General features: G+C 63.8%; 18 protein-coding genes. 13 read left to right on the plus strand and 5 right to left on the minus strand.

Annotation, left to right across the window (positions count from 1 at the left end):
- Nucleotide 1: 1 nt before the first annotated feature.
- Nucleotides 2-2,293 (plus strand): xanthine dehydrogenase family protein molybdopterin-binding subunit, encoded by a 2,292-nt coding sequence (locus ACYCVF_RS09420; protein WP_459601902.1) that lies wholly within the window; start codon nucleotides 2-4, stop codon nucleotides 2,291-2,293.
- A 60-nt stretch (nucleotides 2,294-2,353) separates the two neighbouring features.
- Entirely contained in the window at nucleotides 2,354-2,818 is a 465-nt protein-coding gene (locus ACYCVF_RS09425; protein ID WP_459601904.1) for an FKBP-type peptidyl-prolyl cis-trans isomerase, read from the plus strand.
- 147 nt (nucleotides 2,819-2,965) lie between these two features.
- On the opposite strand, the gene ACYCVF_RS09430 is transcribed toward ACYCVF_RS09425, so the two are convergent.
- The gene (locus ACYCVF_RS09430) at nucleotides 2,966-3,184 is read right to left on the minus strand and encodes a CsbD family protein (protein ID WP_459601906.1); all 219 of its coding nucleotides are present in this window, start codon (nucleotides 3,182-3,184) and stop codon (nucleotides 2,966-2,968) included.
- A 128-nt stretch (nucleotides 3,185-3,312) separates the two neighbouring features.
- Between ACYCVF_RS09430 and ACYCVF_RS09435 the strand changes: the two genes are divergently transcribed.
- From ACYCVF_RS09435 to ACYCVF_RS09445, 3 genes are all read left to right on the plus strand, one after another.
- Nucleotides 3,313-3,825: a cupin domain-containing protein gene (locus tag ACYCVF_RS09435; protein WP_459601908.1), complete on the plus strand. Its 513-nt coding sequence runs from the start codon at nucleotides 3,313-3,315 to the stop codon at nucleotides 3,823-3,825.
- Nucleotides 3,826-3,953: 128 nt separating this feature from the next.
- Nucleotides 3,954-4,382, plus strand: coding sequence for a VOC family protein (locus tag ACYCVF_RS09440; RefSeq protein ID WP_459601910.1), 429 nt, complete (start codon nucleotides 3,954-3,956; stop codon nucleotides 4,380-4,382).
- Nucleotides 4,383-4,417: 35 nt separating this feature from the next.
- Nucleotides 4,418-4,906 carry a VOC family protein gene (locus ACYCVF_RS09445; protein ID WP_459601912.1) on the plus strand — a complete coding sequence of 163 codons (489 nt, stop codon included), beginning with the start codon at nucleotides 4,418-4,420 and terminating at the stop codon, nucleotides 4,904-4,906.
- A gap of 88 nt (nucleotides 4,907-4,994) precedes the next feature.
- Here ACYCVF_RS09445 and ACYCVF_RS09450 read toward each other — a convergent pair whose 3' ends face one another.
- Together ACYCVF_RS09450 and ACYCVF_RS09455 are read right to left on the minus strand one after the other, a co-directional pair.
- Nucleotides 4,995-6,146, minus strand: a complete 1,152-nt coding sequence (locus tag ACYCVF_RS09450; RefSeq protein ID WP_459601914.1) for a hypothetical protein — start codon at nucleotides 6,144-6,146, stop codon at nucleotides 4,995-4,997.
- Between the two features lie 2 nt (nucleotides 6,147-6,148).
- Nucleotides 6,149-6,850 (minus strand): FecR family protein, encoded by a 702-nt coding sequence (locus ACYCVF_RS09455; protein ID WP_459601916.1) that lies wholly within the window; start codon nucleotides 6,848-6,850, stop codon nucleotides 6,149-6,151.
- Between the two features lie 51 nt (nucleotides 6,851-6,901).
- Between ACYCVF_RS09455 and ACYCVF_RS09460 the strand changes: the two genes are divergently transcribed.
- Nucleotides 6,902-8,332: a phospholipid carrier-dependent glycosyltransferase gene (locus tag ACYCVF_RS09460; protein WP_459601918.1), complete on the plus strand. Its 1,431-nt coding sequence runs from the start codon at nucleotides 6,902-6,904 to the stop codon at nucleotides 8,330-8,332.
- Nucleotides 8,333-8,390: 58 nt separating this feature from the next.
- Here the strand turns inward: ACYCVF_RS09460 and ACYCVF_RS09465 are convergent, their stop codons facing one another.
- Nucleotides 8,391-9,032 (minus strand): OmpA family protein, encoded by a 642-nt coding sequence (locus tag ACYCVF_RS09465; RefSeq protein ID WP_459601920.1) that lies wholly within the window; start codon nucleotides 9,030-9,032, stop codon nucleotides 8,391-8,393.
- Between the two features lie 72 nt (nucleotides 9,033-9,104).
- Between ACYCVF_RS09465 and ACYCVF_RS09470 the strand changes: the two genes are divergently transcribed.
- Nucleotides 9,105-9,329 carry a hypothetical protein gene (locus tag ACYCVF_RS09470; protein WP_459601922.1) on the plus strand — a complete coding sequence of 75 codons (225 nt, stop codon included), beginning with the start codon at nucleotides 9,105-9,107 and terminating at the stop codon, nucleotides 9,327-9,329.
- A 104-nt stretch (nucleotides 9,330-9,433) separates the two neighbouring features.
- A complete protein-coding gene (locus ACYCVF_RS09475) occupies nucleotides 9,434-10,600 on the plus strand; it encodes a winged helix-turn-helix domain-containing protein (RefSeq protein ID WP_459601924.1) in 1,167 nt (388 codons plus the stop codon).
- A gap of 88 nt (nucleotides 10,601-10,688) precedes the next feature.
- Here ACYCVF_RS09475 and ACYCVF_RS09480 read toward each other — a convergent pair whose 3' ends face one another.
- The gene (locus tag ACYCVF_RS09480) at nucleotides 10,689-11,135 is read right to left on the minus strand and encodes a ribosomal maturation YjgA family protein (RefSeq protein ID WP_459601926.1); all 447 of its coding nucleotides are present in this window, start codon (nucleotides 11,133-11,135) and stop codon (nucleotides 10,689-10,691) included.
- Nucleotides 11,136-11,215: 80 nt separating this feature from the next.
- Between ACYCVF_RS09480 and ACYCVF_RS09485 the strand changes: the two genes are divergently transcribed.
- The 5 genes from ACYCVF_RS09485 (at nucleotide 11,216) to ACYCVF_RS09505 (ending at nucleotide 18,622) form a co-directional block, all read left to right on the plus strand.
- On the plus strand, nucleotides 11,216-12,562 hold the full coding sequence (locus ACYCVF_RS09485; RefSeq protein ID WP_459601928.1) for an MFS transporter: 1,347 nt from the start codon (nucleotides 11,216-11,218) through the stop codon (nucleotides 12,560-12,562).
- 243 nt (nucleotides 12,563-12,805) lie between these two features.
- Nucleotides 12,806-13,912 (plus strand): efflux RND transporter periplasmic adaptor subunit, encoded by a 1,107-nt coding sequence (locus ACYCVF_RS09490; protein ID WP_459602727.1) that lies wholly within the window; start codon nucleotides 12,806-12,808, stop codon nucleotides 13,910-13,912.
- 179 nt (nucleotides 13,913-14,091) lie between these two features.
- Nucleotides 14,092-17,229 carry an efflux RND transporter permease subunit gene (locus ACYCVF_RS09495; protein WP_459601930.1) on the plus strand — a complete coding sequence of 1,046 codons (3,138 nt, stop codon included), beginning with the start codon at nucleotides 14,092-14,094 and terminating at the stop codon, nucleotides 17,227-17,229.
- Nucleotides 17,230-17,263: 34 nt separating this feature from the next.
- Entirely contained in the window at nucleotides 17,264-17,863 is a 600-nt protein-coding gene (locus tag ACYCVF_RS09500; RefSeq protein WP_459601932.1) for a TetR/AcrR family transcriptional regulator, read from the plus strand.
- Nucleotides 17,864-17,998: 135 nt separating this feature from the next.
- The gene (locus tag ACYCVF_RS09505; RefSeq protein WP_459601934.1) at nucleotides 17,999-18,622 is read left to right on the plus strand and encodes a flavin reductase family protein; all 624 of its coding nucleotides are present in this window, start codon (nucleotides 17,999-18,001) and stop codon (nucleotides 18,620-18,622) included.
- Nucleotides 18,623-18,838 lie beyond the last annotated feature (216 nt).

Consider the following 18,838-nt stretch of genomic DNA (forward strand, 5'->3'; position numbering starts at 1 on the left):
CATGACTGCTGCAGCTCCCGGGCCCAAAGCGAATATGGGTCAACCCGTGCCGCGCTACGATGCGGCCGCAAAGGTCACGGGACGGGCGACGTATGCCTCCGACATGCCGCTGGACAATCCGGCTTATGCATTCCTGGTCACCAGTGCGATTGCCAAGGGCCGAATCGACCGTATCGAACTCGACGACGCCAACCGCGTCCGCGGCGTGGTCGATATCGTCACGCACGAGAACGCCCCGAAGCTGAAGGAGTCGAAGCTCTTCAGCAATGGCGGTTATGCCGGCACTACGATCCAGCCGCTGAGATCGAACGAGATCGCGCATGACGGCCAGATCATCGCTGTGGTCATCGCGGAAACCTATGAGGCTGCACGCGAGGCCGCCAACCGCGTCAAGGTCAGCTACACCGTGGCGGCGCCGAGCGCGAGCTTCGACTCACCGGGAACGACCTCGGCAGCCGCGAAAGGACAGAACGCGCAGTTCAAGGAGGACCCGAAGGTCGGCGATTTCGCCAAGGCATTCGACGCCGCCGAGGTCAAGCTCACTGCCTCGTACGAGACTCCGACGCAGCACCACAATCCGATGGAGCTGTTCACGACCAGCTGCGCCTGGATGGGCGATGATCTCGTCATCTACGAGGGCAGTCAGTATGTTCATGGTCTGAAGCACGGTGTGGCCGAGCAGCTCGGCATCGACGCCGACAAGGTGCGCGTGGTCAATCCCTATGTCGGCGGCGGTTTTGGTTCGCGCGGCTCGATGACGCCGCGGACCGCCATCATTGCCGGCATTGCCAAACGCCTGAACCGCCCGATCAAGCTGGTACCGACCCGCGATCAGGGCTTCACCATTACCACCCACCGCGCCGAGACGCGGCACGAGATCAGGCTCGGCGCCAGCCGCGATGGCAAGCTGTTGGCTTTGAAGCACGAGGGCGCCGAGGTTTCCTCGCGCGCCGATGCTTATTGCGTCGGCGGCACCAAGACGACGTCGCGGCTCTATGCCTGTCCCAACGTCGACAGCATGGTTTCCATCGTACGTGCCGACCGCAACACGCCCGGCTTCATGCGCTCGCCGCCGGAGGTGCCGTATCTGTTCGCCCTGGAGAGCGCGCTGGACGAACTCGCGGTGAAGCTGAACATGGATCCCGTCGAGCTTCGCCGCATCAATGACGCCACCAACGAGCCGATCGACGGCAAGCCCTACACGTCCCGCTCGCTGATGGCCTGTTTCGACGAGGCCGCCAAGGTCTTTGGCTGGGCGCAGCGCTCGCCGGCGCCGAAATCGATGTCGGATGGAGACTGGCTGGTCGGCTACGGCTGCGCCGCCACGTGCTATCCGACGCAGATGGCGCCGTCCGCCGCGCGCGTGCGCCTCCAGCGCGACGGCCGCACCCGCGTCGAGATCGCCGGCCACGAGATCGGCACCGGTGCTTATACGGTCATCGCCCAGACTGCGGCCGAGCGGCTCGGCGTGCCGCTCGAGAAGGTCGCGGTCTTCATGGGAGACAGCGACCTGCCGCCCGCACCGGTTGCCGGCGGCTCCAACTCGACCGCCAGCACCTGCTCGGCAGTGATGATGGTGTGCGATCAGATTCGACAGCGCCTGTTCAAGGCGGTGATGCCGAGCGACAGCCTCGCAGACAAGGCCAAGGAGACCGTCGGCATCAGCCCGGCACCGTCGACCCAGGCCGCGAAGGGCGATCGCTCCCTCGATCTCGAAAAGGCCTTCGATGCGCTCGGCGTCGGCGTCGTCGAGGAATATGGCGAGTGGAAGCCGGAAGGCGCACCGCTGGACTCATTCAGGGCCATGCACAGCGGGCAACCACGGTTCGTCGGCGGGCATCAAATGAAGGACCAGATCGCCTACGCCTTCGGCGCCGAGTTCGTCGAGATTCGCGTCAACCGCTTCACGCACGAAATCCGCTGCCCCCGCCTGGTCGGCGCGTTCGCGGCAGGCCGGATCATGAACCCGCGAACCGCGCGCAGCCAGTTGATCGGCGGCCTGATATGGGGCATGTCCTCGGCGCTGCTCGAAGCCACCGAGATCGACGAGCGCAATGCGCGCTACGTCAACGACAATCTTGCCGACTACCTCGTGCCCGTGAATGCCGACGTGCCGGGCGTGGAGGTGATCATGCTCTCCGAGCAGGACGACCACATCAACCCGGTGGGCGCCAAGGGCCTGGGTGAGCTTGCCAATGTCGGCACCAATGCCGCGGTCTGCAATGCAATCTATCACGCAACCGGCCAGCGCGTCCGCAAGCTGCCGGTACGGCTCGAAAATATCGAGATCTGAGGGGTGGAAACGGCGACGGCGTTGGGTTAGACACCTCCCGCCTCGAACGGAAGGTGTTTTATGCGGCGTTTCCAACGCGTGCTTCTCGCCCTGATGTCGGCACTCGCGATCACTGTGATCGCCAGCGTGTCGCATTTCGTTTCCACCACGGCCTCGGCCCAGACCGCAGGAAAGACCATGACCACAGCTTCTGGCTTGCAGATCATCGACTCCACCGTCGGCACCGGTGCCTCGCCGCAGCCTGGTCAGATCTGTGTGATGCACTATACCGGCTGGCTCTACGAAAACGGCCAGAAGGGCAAGAAATTCGACTCCTCCGTCGATCGCAAGGAGCCATTCGAGTTCCCGATCGGCAAGGGCCGCGTCATTGCCGGCTGGGACGAAGGTGTTGCCTCGATGAAGGTTGGCGGCAAGCGTACGCTGATCATTCCGCCGCAGCTCGGCTACGGCGCGCGCGGCGCTGGCGGCGTGATCCCGCCGAACGCGACCCTGATGTTCGACGTGGAATTGCTCGCAGTGAAGTGACGCGTAGCTTCCGGGGCGGCGCGTAGCACCGAACCCGGAATCTCGAGATTCCGGGTCTGGTCCTCCGGACCATCCCGGAATGACGATGCAAATGGACAAAAAAAGACCGGCCTTGCGGCCGGTCTTTCATTTTCGGTTCTAGGCGCGCTAATCCACCGCGCGCTTGCCAGCTGCCGCAGCGCGATCCATGGCATCCTTTGCGGCATCCTTGGCGTCGCCCATGGCCTGCTGGCCCTTGCCCTTTACTTCCTGGACCACGCCTTCGCCCTTCATGCGATCGGACCCGGTGGCTTCGCCGATGCCCTGCTTGGCCTTGCCGATCGCCTCGTTCGTGGTGCCCTTGATCTTGTCAGTGGTGCTGCCCATGAAATTCTCCTCTCGGTTTGCTCGCAATGACAACGCTGAGCGGCTACGAGGGTTCCATTTTTGGTATGGCTTGCGGCTGCGGCTTTGGGTTAGTTTGCCGCGCACGAACCAACAGAAAGCAAGTATCCATGACCGGCCATGATCACTCGCACTCGCATCATGCACACGATCACGACGATCGCTGGAAACATGACGGCGTGCGCGTCATTCCAGGCAACCAGCTCGACACGAACGTGCCATCGACGGCCGGCATGGATCGCGCGGCCGCCATCAATTTCGCGCGCGTCGGCGCGCAGAAATTGTGGGCGGGCACGGTCAGCATCAGGCCGGACGCGAAGACCGGCGCGCATCACCACGGCCATCTCGAAAGCGTCATCTATGTGGTGAAGGGAAAAGCCCGGATGCGCTGGGGCGAGAGCCTGCAATTCACTGCGGAAGCCGGGCCCGGCGATTTCATTTTCGTCCCACCCTACGTGCCGCACCAGGAGATCAATGCCAGCCCCGACGAGGTGCTGGAATGTGTGCTGGTGCGCAGCGACGGCGAGGCGGTCGCGATCAATCTGGACATCGAGCCGGTCGAGAAGCCCGAGACCGTGCTGTGGATCGATCCGGTGCACCGCGATCCGAACGAGAAGAAGTAAGTCGTCGAGGGCACATCGGGGTCGGTGCGACAGAACCCCGCAGATCGGGGTCCAAAAATACTCGGAAGCGGTGTCGGATGGCGGCTTGGCCGTCCGTCCTTGGGCAGAACCCCGCCAAGGAGCTTCCGATGCCCAGGATGATCTTCGTCAATTTGCCGGTCACCGACCTCAAGCGCGCGACTGCCTTCTATGAGGCGATCGGCGCGGTCAAGAATCCGCAGTTCAGCGATGATACGGCGAGCTGCATGGTCTTTTCAGAGACCATTTTCGCCATGCTGCTGACCCACGACAAATTCCGCCAGTTCACGCCGAAGCCGATAGCGGATGCCAAGTCCTCCAACCAGGCGCTGTTCTGCCTGTCCGCGGAAAGTCGCAGCGAGGTCGACGATCTGGTCGGCAAGGCCGAGGCTGCGGGTGGGGTGGCCGATCCCAGCCCAAAGGACGAATACAGCTTCATGTACGGCCGCAGCTTCGAGGATCCCGATGGCCACATGTGGGGCGTAAACTGGATGGACCTCGCGGCCGCGCCTCTCCAGCCCGACATGGCAAACGCCTGATCCGAACCCAGAAGATCTGAAGAGGAGCATTCACGATGTCCAAGCTCGTGCCCTGCATGTGGTTCGACGGCGATGCCGAAGAGGCTGCAAAATTCTACGTCTCGCTGATGCCGAATTCGGAGATCACGCACGTCCAGCGCAACGTTTCCGACGGCCCCTCCGGCAAGGAAGGCTCTGTGCTCGTCGTCGAGTTCACGGTGGCCGGACAGCCGCTGGTCGCGCTCAATGGCGGCATGAAGATGGAGTACACGCATGCGATCTCGCTGATGATCCATTGCGACGACCAGGCGCAGGTCGACAGCGTCTGGAGCGCGTTTCTCGCCCATGGCGGCAAGGAAGAGCAGTGCGGGTGGCTCAGGGATCGCTGGGGCGTGGCCTGGCAGGTGGTGCCGAAAGTGATGTTCGAGTTCCTGTCGAGCCCGGACAAGGCAGCGGCGGCGCGCGCGGTGCAGGCCATGATGAAGATGGTCAAGCTCGACGTGGCCGTCCTGCGCCAGGCGTTCGAGGGCAAGTCGGCGGCGTGAGGCGGATGCTCTAGATTAGCCGTACGATCGGTGTCATCGCCCGGCTTGACCGGGGCATGACACCGGGATGTGAGGTGAGACCTCGCCGCTAATAGTTGATCCGCAGGCCGACGCCGCCGTGGATGGTGTTGCCGACCGGCTGCGGGCCCAGCGTGCCGTTGGCAAAGAGGTCCACGATCCAGCCCTTTTGCACGCGGAAGCCGAGGCGGCCGCCATATTCGAACCAGCCCTGGTTCCCCATGGTTGGCACCACCGTGCCGTTGCCGGTCACGGTCGCGACGATGCCGCTGTGACTGGCAAACGACTGCACCCAGCCGCCATTGATGTTGGTCTCGATGTTGCTGCCGAAGAGGTGTGTCCACTGGCCGCCGATCTTGACGAGGCTGGTGCGGTCGGTGCCGGTCGCGATGCTGGCATCGAATGGGTTGAAGGCTACTGCGCTGTCGGTGTAGCCCGACACGCGTTGCCAGAGCTGCCAGACTTCGATCGAGGCCGCGACCTCGTCGCGTGGCGAGAGGCGACTTATCCAGCCGGCGCGACCGTAGACGGCGTAGTTCGAGGCGTTGGTCGAACTGGTCACGCTCACAGGGCCGAGACTGGTGTCGTAGCTTCGCGTGTAGCGCGCCTTCTCCCATGGCGTCAGGATCGTGCCGACGTCGAAGAACGGGCGCGACGAGCCCCAATCGGTGAAGTCATAGCGTAGCGCGAAAGCGCCGATCGGTGCGCTGGTGATCTCGTAGCCACCGCCTTCGTAGTGCGTGTAGGCGATGCCGGCGAGCAGCGACAGATTGTTGGTCAGCGCCTTGCGGCCATGGATGCCGGCGGAGAACGAGCCGGCCGAGCCGAACGCACTGACGCAGTCGCCGCAATTGACCTGCTCGTTGACGCCGAGCAGCACCGTGCCGAGCACGCGGTTGGTGATCATCTGGTTGAAGCGCTGATTGGCGAGGCCGCCGATCGAATTGCCGCTGGAATCGGCGCCGGTTGGTCCCGCCGGCGGAGGATACGGGCTCGGTGAAGGCGACGGATAGGGGCTCGGCGACGGGGAGGGAGTCGGAGTGGGTGACGGATACGGTGACGGAGAATAGGTCGGGGACGGAGTGGGATTTGGCTCGCACTCGGATCCGCACTCCGACGTCTGTGCAGCCGCCGGGCCGGCATTGAGTGTGACAAGCGCAAACGCCGCAATGGCGGTCAGCGCAGTGGCGAGGATGAGGCGCCTGACGTTGAATTTCGCCATCGTCAACGCCCGCACAGCATGCCGTCGTCCTGGACGGCGGGCGTGATGGTCGGCGAGGCGCTGGCGTACTGGTTGACCGCGCACAGCCCGGCACTCGCGGCGCAGTTGGCGGCAAACGTCCACGGCGGTGTATTGGACTTGGTGATGCTGACCTTGCCGCCGGTCGAGGTGATGATTGCGCTGTCGCCGGGCTGGGTGAGCTGCACGCACTGAGCGCTCTTCGTGCAGACGCTGGCTGCGCCGTCCTGAAGCACTACCACCGAGCGTCCGCGTTGCGAGAGGATGTCGAGCGTGGTGCCGCGCACGCCGATGGTCGCGAGTGGCGTCGTGATCTTGTAGGCAGCCTTGTCGGAGTTGCCGGTGACGAAGCGGAACGCGCCTGTGGTCATCCGGATCGCGACGTCGCGATAGCTGTGCTCGTCGTTGAAGACGGTGCGGTCGAGCTTCAGTGTCGCGCTGGGCCCAAGCGACAGATTGGTGCTGTCGGCCATGACGAAGCGCGCCGCGCTATCGGCGCCGGTGCGCACGGTCTCGTCGCGCAGCATGCTGTCGCCGACGTTGATCGGCGTCGTGCTCGCGGCGACGCGCACCACTTCATTCTGGATCACGACGGCTTGGCCGACGCGTGTCTGCGCTTGCGCGCACGGTGCCGCGCAGAGCGCGGCCGACGACAGGATGGGGAGAAGCCAGAAACGCAAATTCATTTCGCAACCGATCGATGTGTCCCTGATCGTACCGGATCGCGCGCGCTTGCGATGTGGCGGAATTATCACAAGCGGCGCGGGACGTGCGTTATGCTTAGTGACAGTTGCGGCAGAATGCGTTCAATGAAAACGACGATCTTTGTTTTTGTCCGCGGTGACGCAAATTTGCCACGCAAAATATCCCCACAGCAGCCGCTTGAATCGATCGCAGTTCCAAAACTGTCGCGGAGCGCAGTGATCGCTGTCGCGATTTTCCTGGTCGGCCATCTGGCGCTGCTGATCGGCTTGGCGACGCCGGAGAAGTTCGTCTTCGACGAGGTGCATTACGTGCCGGCGGCGCGGCAGATGCTGACGCCTGCGATGTCGCAGCCGATGCTCAATCCGATGCATCCGCCGCTTGCCAAGGAACTGATCGCTGCGTCGATCGCGGCTTTCGGCGACAACGCGCTTGGCTGGCGTTATCCCGCGACATTGTTCGGCGCGCTTGCGGTCGTCGCGATCTATCTGTGCGGCCTCGCGCTGTTCTCCGCGCAAGGGCCGGCGATCGCCGCGGCGCTGATTGCGGCGTTCAACCAGATGCTGTACGTGCAGGCGCGCATCGCAATGCTCGACATTTTTGCGTTGGGCTTCGGCCTGCTTGCGACCGCCGCCTTCATGCATGGCTTTCGACGAGAGCGGCCGCACGCCTTGTTTGCCGCGGCAGGAGCTCTGTTCGGACTTGCTGCAGCCTGCAAATGGAGCGGCCTGTTTCCGCTCGGCGTCTGCATCGTCATCGTCGCGGTGATCCGCCTGATGCAGGGCTGGAACACGCTGTTTGCCGACGCCGCGCCGGACGACTGGTATCGGCCGGCGCTTTGGCCCGGGTTGAAGCTGCATCATATCGCGCTCTGCTTCGCCGTCTTGCCGGCAATGACGTATCTTGCCGCCTTCGTTCCGCTTCACGGAGTGTCGTTGCCGGATTTGATCGAAGCCCAGCGGCGCATCTTTGCCGACAACACCACGACGGCCATTGCCGGTCACACCTATATGAGCAGCTGGCCATCCTGGCCGCTGCTCGCGCGCCCGGTGTGGTTCCTGTTCGACAAGACGGCAGGGGACAACGTCGCTGCGATCGTCTTCCTCGGCAATCCGCTGGTGTTGTGGCCGGCGCTGCTCGCGATTGTCGTCGTGCTGCGCGATTTCATCGTGGCACGCCGCTGGGACGCGTTCCTGATCGCGGCGTTCTATTTCGGTCCGTGGCTCGCCTGGGCGTTGCTGCCGCGTACGCTCGGTTTCATCTACTACTATCTGCCCGCCGCCACCGCGGCGTCCCTTGCGCTGGTCTATGTGCTGCACCGGAAAGGGCTGCCGCGCTGGCTGCTGTGGGCCTATGTCGGGGTCGCCGCGGCCGGCTTTGGCGTCATGCTGCCGATCTCCGCGGCTTTCGTCGGCGTCTCGATGCAGACCTTCAACCGATTGATGCTGTTTCAGAGCTGGATATGACAACGCCGCCTGCCAGGGGAGGGCGGGCGGCGTCGTCTTGCGACGGAATGCCTTCGATCTATTTCGACGCGGTCTTGGTGTCCATGTTCACGACCTGGACGCGGCGGTTGATCGGGTCGGCACCCTTGGCGGCGTCCTTGAGCTTGGTCTCGCCGTATCCGACGGTCACGAGATCGGTGCCGTTGAGGCCGTAATTCTGCACCAGGTACTTCTTGATGGTGTCGGCGCGCCGTTCGGAGAGACCCTGATTGTACTCTTCGCCGCCGGTCGCATCGGTGTGGCCGGCAACCACGAAGGTCGATCCCTTCAGCGCCGGATCGGACAGGGCCTTGCCGAGAGCCTGCACCGAGGCCATCGAGCTCTTGGCGATGTCGGCCGAGTTGTAGTCGAACTGGATCTCCAGATCGATCTTCGGCTTGGTCGCCGCGAGCTCGGCGATCTGCTCGCGCTCGCCGATCGAGAGCGACCGGGTCGAGCGGTTGCGCACGGTGTTGAGGAAGGTCGATTCCTTGGCCTGGGCGGTGGTATCGGCCTGCGGCCCGACGGACAGGCCGCGGGTCAACGGCTTGGGTTTCAGCGCATCCAGGATCTTGTCGGTGGAGATGTTGTTGTCGCCTGCCAGAGCCAGGCCCGCCGTCATCGACAGCGCCGCGGAGAGAGTAATCGCCCTCAGTCCAAAAAACTTATCAAAACGGGTCATTGTCGTATCCTCGCTGTTACGCCTGATGGCGATTTGATGCTGCGAGCCTAGGGTAGGTTCAAAGACGTTGATGTGATCTTTGTCACATTCGGCGGCCTCGCGGCTTCAGCAGCAAAGATGCAGCCCTGTACAGGCGAGGCGATGGGTAAGTCGATGACCGCAATGGGAACCGTGGATTCGCCGGCCAAACAGGCGATGGCCAAGGAAACGGCTTCAGCCAACTCCGAGATGAGCAAAGGCAATATGCGTGACGCCTGCAAGCACTACATGAAGGTGCGGAACATGAGCGCGAAATAGTTTGAACCTTCGTTGACCGGCCGCGCTGTCAGCAGATGGCAGCGCGGTTTTCCTGGCCTTCTCTTGTTTGCCTCAGCGCGAATCCCGTTACATTGCCTCCTGCAATGTCCCGCGCGCCCCAACCAATTCCACTCACCACGACACAAGCCCGGCAGATCTGGCTGCATGCGCAGCGGCTGGACGAACGCACCCCGTTCGGCGATGGCGCGCAGGCCGTGGCCGATGCGGTCGCGCATCTCGGCTATGTGCAGATCGACACCATCAACGTCATCGAACGCTGCCACCACCACATCCTGTTCAGCCGCATTCCGTCCTACCGCCGCGCCGATCTGCGCCAGGCCCAAAGCGACGACAAGAGCGTTTTCGAGTATTGGACGCACGCGCTCTCCTACGTGCCGGCCGCCGACTTCCGCTTCTTCCTGCCCGCGATGCGCGAGCACCGCCGCGAAGGGCACAGATGGTTCGCCTCGGTGAAGCCGGCCGACATGCGCAAAGTGATGCGGCTGCTGCGCGCCGGGCCGCTGACGATCCGAGACATCGAGGATGACGTGCTCGTCGAAAAGGAGCACTTGTGGCAGAGCCGAAAGCCCTCCAAGCGCGCGTTGCAGCTCGCCTTCTATACCGGCGCCGTCACCATCAGCGAGCGCCGGGGCATGCTCAAGACGTACGAGCTGATGACGCGCCATTTCGGTTGGGAGAGGCTGCCGAGGCCGGCGCCGGCAAGGGACGTCACGGCCTATCTGCTCGATCGCGCGCTGCGGGCACAGGGCGTGGTCAGCCTCGATTCGATTTGCCATCTCGACGCGCCGAGCAAGAAGCCGGTCGCGCGCCTGATCGCCTCGCGCGTCCGCCGTGGCGAACTCGTGCCGGTCGCGCTCGAGGGCGCCGGCAAGCAGGAGCATTGGGTCTCGCCCGCAGCGCTGGAGGCGAGCGGCGAGGGGCCTTCGCCCGATCTCGTCCACATCCTCTCGCCCTTCGATCCGCTGATCATCCAGCGCAAGCGCACCAATCTCATCTTCGGCTACAACCATCTGTTCGAGGCCTATGTGCCGAAAGCCAAACGCAAGCTCGGCTATTTCGCGCTGCCGGTGCTTGTCGGCGACGAGATCGTCGCCGCGCTCGACCTCAAGACGGACCGGCAGGCGAACAAGCTCTTGATGCAGAAATGGACCTGGATCGGGGAGGGCAAGAAGACGGCAGGCCGCAAGGAGCTCAAGCGGAAAATCGAGGACGAGCTCGATCGTTTCGAGCGGTTTCAACTGGCGGAGTGAATGTTGCTCGCCACGGTTCCGCTCTCGCATAGACAAATCGTTGCGTGCCACCATTGCCCCGACATGACGCGAAATGGCGGGCGCGGCGCTATGGCGCCTTTGTCCGCCCTCCGAGACGACGCATCGCGACGAGCCGATCGATGCAGATGCCGAGCAAAATCCCAACCGCATAAGCAGCCAGATTCCACAGCGAGAAGATGCGCCCCAGCAGCAGCGCGCCGGCCGTGCTCAGCCGGAACGCATCGAGCCAAGGCGTATGCACCAGCCGTGAGAACTCGACCAAAGCCGCGATCGTCATTGCGATGACTGCGATCCGCGTCCGCGTCTGCCGCGGCAGCAAAGCCGCGACCAGCAGGAACACCATCGTCGCCCACAGGAGCGAGCCGCCATATTTCACCACGAAGGCCGGAAGCCCGAGCGAAAAGCCATACCAGCGCAGCGACAACCCGCACGCAATCACGGCGAGCGCGAGAGCGGCGCGGATCAACGATGTCCGGAGCCGCGCAACAGGTTGATCCGGTTGCGTCCCATGCATTGCTCGCTCCATTGACTCTTTGTCCGCGATGCTCAAAACCGCCACTCAGGCCCTAGAAAAGCAACAACCCGGGGGAAGCCATGAGCCAGACCACCGCCTATGCCGGTTCCGCCGGCGGCGCCAGCAAGAACGTCAGCAAGAGTGAAATCGAGACCTCGACCATCCGCGCCATCTCGTGGCGGCTGATTCCGTTCCTGGTGCTGGCCTACTTCTTCTCCTATCTCGACCGCGTCAATCTTGGCTTCGCCGCGCTCACCATGAACGCGGAGCTGAAGTTCACCCCGCTGATCTTCTCCTGGGGCGCCGGCATTTTCTTCATCGGCTACTTCATCTTCGAGGTGCCGAGCAACCTTGCGCTGGAGAAATTCGGCGCGAGCCGATGGATCGCCCGCATCATGGTGACCTGGGGCATCATCTCGGCGCTGATGGCGGTGGTCAGCGGCGTCACGAGCTTCTACGTCCTGCGCTTCCTGCTCGGCGTCGCCGAGGCCGGCTTCTTCCCCGGCATCATCCTCTATCTCACCTATTGGTATCCGGCCGAATATCGCGCCCGCTTCCTCGCGGCCTTCGCCATCGCGGTGCCGGTCTCGACCGTGATCGGCGCGCCGGTCTCGGGCTTGCTGCTTGGGCTCGACGGCATGATGGGCCTGAAGGGCTGGCAATGGCTATTCATCATCGAGGGGATCCCCTCGGTACTGCTGGGCATCGTCACCTGGTTCTATCTCACCGACAAGCCGGAGAAGGCCGATTGGCTCTCGGCCGAGCAGAAGGCGTGGCTGAAGGCGAAGCTGGATTCCGAGATCGCCATCAAGCAGGCCGCAAAGCATCTCTCGCTTGGCGAGGCGCTGTCCTCGCCGAAGGTGATCGCGCTCAGCCTGATCTATTTCGGCTTCGTCGGCGCGCTCTATGGCATGCAGTTCTGGCTGCCGCAGATCGTCAAGGCGTTCGGCCTCACCAACGCCCAGACCGGCTTCGTCACCGCGATCCCGTATCTGTTCGGCACCATCGCCATGATCCTGTGGGCGCGGCATTCGGACGCCACGCGCGAGCGCGTGATGCATGTGGGCGCACCGCTGCTGCTCACCGCCGTTGCGCTTGCCATCTCCTCCTATCTCACCGATCCCACCCTGACGATGGCGGTGCTGACGGTGGCTGCGATCGGCGTGTTCTGTTGTTTCGGCGTATTCTGGACCCTGCCGACCGCCTGGCTCTCCGGCACCGCGGCTGCCGGCGCCATCGCGCTGATCAACTCGATCGGCAACCTCGCGGGCTTCGGCGGTCCCTACCTGATAGGCTGGGTCAAGGAAGCCACCGGCCAGACCTCGACCGGCCTCCTCGTGCTCGCCGCGCTGCCGCTGATCGCCGGTATTTTGGTGTTTGTCGGCGGCCACGACAGCAAGCACGAGTTCGCGGGGCAGGGGCGGTGAGAGGAGCCTTATCGGTCGGGCAAGGTGCGCTCTTCGCGCGCCGTGCCTACCGTCTCTCCCGCTTTTGGCCGACGTAGCGGGCAGACTTCGCTTCGCCTGCCTTGCGCCAGCACCGTGGTGCGAAAACCAAGGTTCCAATCCACGTGCCGTTAACAATCACGGATTCCTGATGACTGACGAATATTGACTTTCGTCATTGATTATTCGACACTGATCGCAGTCGAGATGCAGGAGTGTCCTTCGATGTTCGTCAGGTCGGTTTTATCCAGCTATTCCAAGCTCTTGGCGGGTGTATCGCTGGCTCTGATGGCCGCTGCACTGGCTGGGTGCAATGACACCGTCGCCGAGAAGGCAGAGCCGCCACGGCCTGTACTGGTCGCGACCGCGCATTATAACGCCGAGACGCCGGAGCGCAGCTTCGTCGGAACGATCAGGCCGCGGATCGAGAGCGATCTTGGCTTTCGTGTCGCCGGCAAGGTCGCCAAGCGCCTGGTGGAGGTCGGACAGACCGTCGAGATCGGCCAGCCACTCGCCATCCTCGACGAGGTCGATCTGAAGCTGCAGGCCGAGCAGGCCGTCGCCGAGCAGACTGCCGCGACCGGCGTGCTGGCCCAGGCCGCCGCCGCCGAGCAGCGCGCCAAGGATTTGAAGGCCAAAGGCTGGACCACCGATGCGCAGCTGGATTCGAGCCGCGCTGCCGCCGACGAGGCCCGTGCGCGTCTGAACCGGGCCGAGCGCTCGGTCGAACTGACCAAGAATTCCCTTTCCTACGCGACGCTCAATGCCGACGCCCGCGGCGTCGTCACCGCAACGCTGATCGAGCCCGGCCAGGTGGTTGCCGCGGGCCAGGCTTCGATCCGTGTCGCCCGCTTTGCCGAGAAGGAAGCGGTCGTCGCGATCCCTGAGACGCTGGTCGGACGCGCCAAAACGGGCGTCGCCAGCGTCACTCTTTGGTCCGAGCCGAACAAGAAATACGCGGCCAAGCTGCGCGAGATCGCGCCGACAGCCGATCCGGCCACGCGGACGTATCTTGCAAAATTCTCGCTGCCCGAGGCCGACGACAAGGTCGCGCTCGGCATGACCGCGACGCTGACGTTGTCGGACGCCGCCACCGAGCGCGTCGCGCGGTTGCCGCTGTCGGCGCTGTTCAATGCAGGCGACAAGCCGTCGTTCTACGTCGTCGACGACAACGGCGCGGTCACGCTGAAGCCGGTCACGGTGAAGTCCTACGAGAGCAACGACGTGATCATCACCGGCGGTGTGGAAGAGGGCGCCAAGATCGTCGCGCTCGGCGTGCAGAAGCTCGATCCGGGCCAGAGGGTGCGGATCGTGTCGTCGCTGTCATTCTAACGTTTTACGAGTTGCCGTCTTTGCGAGGCGAGTTTCGGCCCGAGTGCAAATGCTGGGGCTGAAGCGGCGAAGCGATCCAGAACCTGCCCAGCCCCCTGGATTGCTTCGCTGCCGCGCGATGATTTGTTGAACAGGCTGGCTGTCGTTTTTGGCAATTGGATCGTCATTCGGAGAGAGCGATGAAGCGCTTCAACCTTTCGGCCTGGGCGGTCAGTCATCCGACGCTGGTTCTCTTCCTGATGATCGTGCTCGGCGCCGCCGGCTTCTTCTCCTATACGAAGCTTGGCCGCGCCGAGGATCCGTTCTTCACGGTGAAGGTGGTCAACGTCTCCGTGATCTGGCCGGGTGCGACCGCGCAGGAGATGCAGACCCAGGTCGCCGATCCCATCGAGAAGAAGATCCAGGAACTGCCCTATTTCGAGAAGGTGCAGACCTACTCCAAGCCGGCCTTCACCGCGCTCCAGGTGACCTTCCGCGACAACACGCCGCCGAAGGACGTGCCTTACCTCTTCTACCTCCTGCGCAAGAAGCTGGTCGACGTGCAGGGCCAGTTGCCGTCCGGCATCCTCGGACCCGTGGTCAACGACGAGTTCTCCGACGTCGATTCCATCCTCTACATGATGACCGGCGACGGCGCCGACTATGCCCAGCTCAAGAAGGTCTCGGAAGGCTTCCGCCAGCGTATGCTGAAGGTGCCCGGCGTCACCAAGGTCGACGTCTACGGCAATCAGGACGAGCGCATCTTCGTCGAATTCTCCCACGCCAAGCTCGCCACCCTCGGCATCACGCCGCAGGCGCTGTTCGATTCGCTCGCCAAGCAGAACAACGTGACGCCGGCCGGCACGGTCGAGACCTCCTCGCAGCGTGTGCCGCTGCGCGTCACCGGCGCGCTCGACGGCGCCAAGGCCGTCGCCGAAACGCCGGTCGAGAGCAACGGCCGCGTGTTCCGTCTCGGCGATATCGCCACCGTAACCCATGGCTTCGTCGATCCGCCGAGCTTCGTCGTCCGTCAGGAAGGCAAGCCCGCGATCGGTATCGGCGTCGTCACCGCCAAGGGCGCCAACATCCTCGAGCTCGGCAAGGAGGTCGAGAAAGCGACGGCCGATTTCATGAAGGCCGTGCCGCAGGGCATTGACGTCAAGCTGATCGCCGACCAGCCCAAGGTGGTCGAGCACGCCGTCGGCGAGTTCGTGCGCTCCTTCATGGAGGCGCTCGTCATCGTGCTGTTCGTCTCGTTCCTGGCGCTCGGATGGCGCACCGGCATCGTGGTCGCGCTGTCGGTGCCGCTGGTGCTCGGCATCGTCTTCATCGTCATGAACGCGATGTCGCTCGACCTGCATCGCATTACCCTCGGCGCCCTGATCATCGCGCTCGGCCTGCTCGTCGACGACGCCATCATCGCGGTCGAGATGATGGTGGTGAAGATGGAGCAGGGCTGGGACCGCATGCGCGCGGCGTCCTTTGCCTGGGAATCAACTGCGTTTCCGATGCTCACGGGAACGCTGGTTACGGCCGCTGGCTTCCTCCCCATCGGCTTTGCCAATTCCGCGGTCGGCGAATATGCCGGCAGCATTTTCTGGATCGTGGCGATCGCGCTGGTCGCCTCCTGGTTCGTGGCGGTGATCTTCACGCCCTATATCGGCGTCAAGCTGCTGCCCGATATGAAGGTCGGTCACAACCACGACCCGCACGCGATCTACGAGACCCGCATGTATCGCGGCCTGCGAGCCATCGTGCAGTGGTGCGTCAACCACCGCATCACGGTGGTGGTTGCGACCGTCGGCGTCTTCGTCGCCTCGATCGTCGGCTTCGGCCAAGTGCAGCAACAGTTCTTCCCGCTGTCCGAACGGCCCGAGCTGTTCTTCCAGCTCCGCCTGCCTGAAGGCACCGCCTTCAACGTCACCGAGAAGGCGGTGAAGAAGGCCGAGACGCTGCTCAAGGACGATAAGGACATCGCGACCTATACTTCCTATGTCGGCCAGGGTTCGCCGCGCTTCTGGCTCGGCCTCAATCCGCAGCTCCCGAACGAGGCGTTTGCCGAGATCGTCATCGTCGCCAAGGGTGTCGAGGCGCGCGAGCGCATCAAGGCCAAAATCGAGAATGCGGTCGCCGACGGCATGCTGACCGAAGCTCGCGTGCGCGTCGACCGCTTCAATTTCGGCCCGCCGGTCGGCTTCCCCGTCCAGTTCCGCGTGATCGGCCCCGACGCCAACAAGGTGCGCGAGATCGCCTACCAGGTTCGCGACGTGATGCGGCAGAACAAGAGCGTCAAGGACGTCCAGCTCGACTGGAACGAGCAGTCGCCTTACCTCAAGCTGGTCGTCGACCAGGACCGCGCCCGTGCCATGGGCCTGACTCCCCAGGACGTCTCGCAGGCGCTCTCCATGCTGATCTCGGGCTCGCAGGTCACGACCGTGCGTGACGGCATCGAGAAGGTCGGCGTGGTTGCCCGCGCGGTCCCGTCCGAACGCCTCGACCTCGGCGGTGTCGGTGATCTCACCATCACCTCGCGCAATGGCGTTGCCGTGCCGCTGCAGCAGATCGCCAAGATCGAGTATGCTCATGAAGAACCGATCATGTGGCGGCGCAACCGCGACATGGCGATCACCGTGCGGTCCGACGTCGTCGACGGCGTGCAGGCGCCCGACGTCACGAACCAGATCACGCCGAAGCTGAAGGCGATCCAGGACCATCTCGAGCCGGCCTACCGCATCGAGCCGGGCGGCGCCTTCGAGGAGTCCGCCAAGGGCAACGCCTCGATCTTCATCCTCTTCCCGGTGATGGTGATGGTGATGCTGACGCTGCTGATGATCCAGCTGCAGAGTTTCTCGCGCCTGATCCTGGTGTTCCTGACCGCGCCGCTCGGCATTGTCGGCGCCTCGCTCGGGCTCAACGTGGCGAATGCTCCGTTCGGCTTCGTGGCGCTGCTCGGTCTGATCGCGCTCGCCGGCATGATCATGCGCAACGCGGTCATTCTGGTGGACCAGATCGAGACCGACGTTTCTCATGGCCTGACGCGCCGAGAGGCGATCGTGGAAGCAACCGTCCGCCGCGCCCGGCCCGTGGTGCTGACGGCGCTCGCCGCCATCCTCGCCATGATTCCGCTGTCGCGCTCGGCGTTCTGGGGCCCGATGGCGATCACCATCATGGGCGGCCTGTTCGTTGCGACCTTCCTGACGCTGCTGTATCTGCCGGGCCTCTACGCCTTGTGGTTCAGGAAGAGCCTGGATGAAGCAGGTACCCCCGAACAGCCTGCCGCGCCGCAGCATGGGAGCGATGAGCATTCCGCAATTCCGCTTGCTGAAGCGGCTGAATAAGTGAGATGAAGTGCTGACGGACGAGTCCTGACAAATGACACTGGTTGCGGAACACATCGAAGGCGAGACCCGGGATCGTATTCTCGAGGTGGCAGAGCGGCTGTTCCGCCAGATCGGCTACCAGAAGACCACGGTCGGGGATATCGCCAAGGAGCTCCGGATGAGCCCCGCCAACGTCTATCGCTTCTTCGAATCGAAGAAAGCGATCCATCAGGCGGTGGCCCGCTCGCTCATGGGCGAGGTCGAGCTCGAGGCCCAGCAGATCGTCGCGAAGCCCGGTCCGGTCAAGGAGCGCTTCCGCGAGCTGCTCACCACCATCCACCGCATGAACACCGAGCGCTATGTCGGCGACAGCAAGTTGCACGAGATGGTCGAGATCGCGATGCAGGAGGACTGGCAGGTCTGCGTCAACCATATGGAATGTATCGCCGGCGTGGTCGGCCAGATGATCGCGCAAGGCGTCGCCTCCGGCGAGTTCGAGGCGCCGGACCTGCAGCTGGCTGCGCTGTGTGCCTGCACCGCGATGATGCGCTTCTTCCACCCCCAGATGATCGCCCAGTGTGCCACCAAGCCTGGCCCGACCATCGACCAGATGATCGATTTCGTCATCGCGGGTCTGTCGCCGCGCCACTGACGGCCGCGGGAATTTCTCCTATAACGCCCTTGCCGTCATTCCGGGGAGGTCCGCAGGACCGAACCCGGAATCTCGAGATTCCGCATTCGATGCTTCGCATCGCGCCGGAATGACAGCCAGTGGAGAAGCAAGCGCGTGACCGACAAAGACCTGTACTTCTATGAGCCCTCAAAGGGGCATGGCCTCAAGCACGATCCCTTCAACGCCATCATCGCTCCGCGGCCGATCGGCTGGATCTCCTCCCGCGATACCAGGAGCCACGTCAACCTCGCTCCCTACAGCTTCTTCAACGCGTTCTGTTACGTGCCGCCGATCATCGGCTTCTCCTCCACGAACTGGAAGGACACGGTCGAGAACATGCAGCAGACCGGCGAATTCGTCTGGAATCTCGCCACGGTGGACCTTGCGAAGCAGATGAACGCGACCGCGGCGCATGTCGCCCCCGAGGTCGATGAGTTCGAGGTCGCGGGCGTCACCGCCGTGCCGGGAAAGCTCGTCAACGTGCCGCGGGTGGGTGAGAGCCCCGTCGCGTTCGAGTGCAAGGTGTCCGACATCGTCCGCCTCAAGGGCGCCGACGGCAAGGAGGCCGACGCCTGGCTGACGCTCGGCGAGGTCGTCGCCGTCCACATCGACAAGACCTTGATCAAGGACGGCGTCTACCAGACCGCCGCCGCCCGCCCGATCGTCCGCGCCGGCCGCCGCGGCGATTATTTCGAGATCAAGCCGGAAGACATGTTCGAGATGATCCGGCCGGATTAGGCCGGCGCCACCGCTCTCTCCACGCCGTCATTCCGGGGCGACGCGTAGCGTCGAGCCCGGAATCCATACTCCCGATCGTGGTTATGGATTCCGGGCTCACGCTTCGCGTGCCCGGAATGACGTGGAGAGGCATTCAGCCCAACCCCGATCCGGAACTGCCCCCACGCCCCGGCCGTTATGGCCCTGGGGCGGCCGCCTGGCCGCGTCAATTCGCGT

This window comes from Bradyrhizobium cedriense (assembly GCF_054602315.1).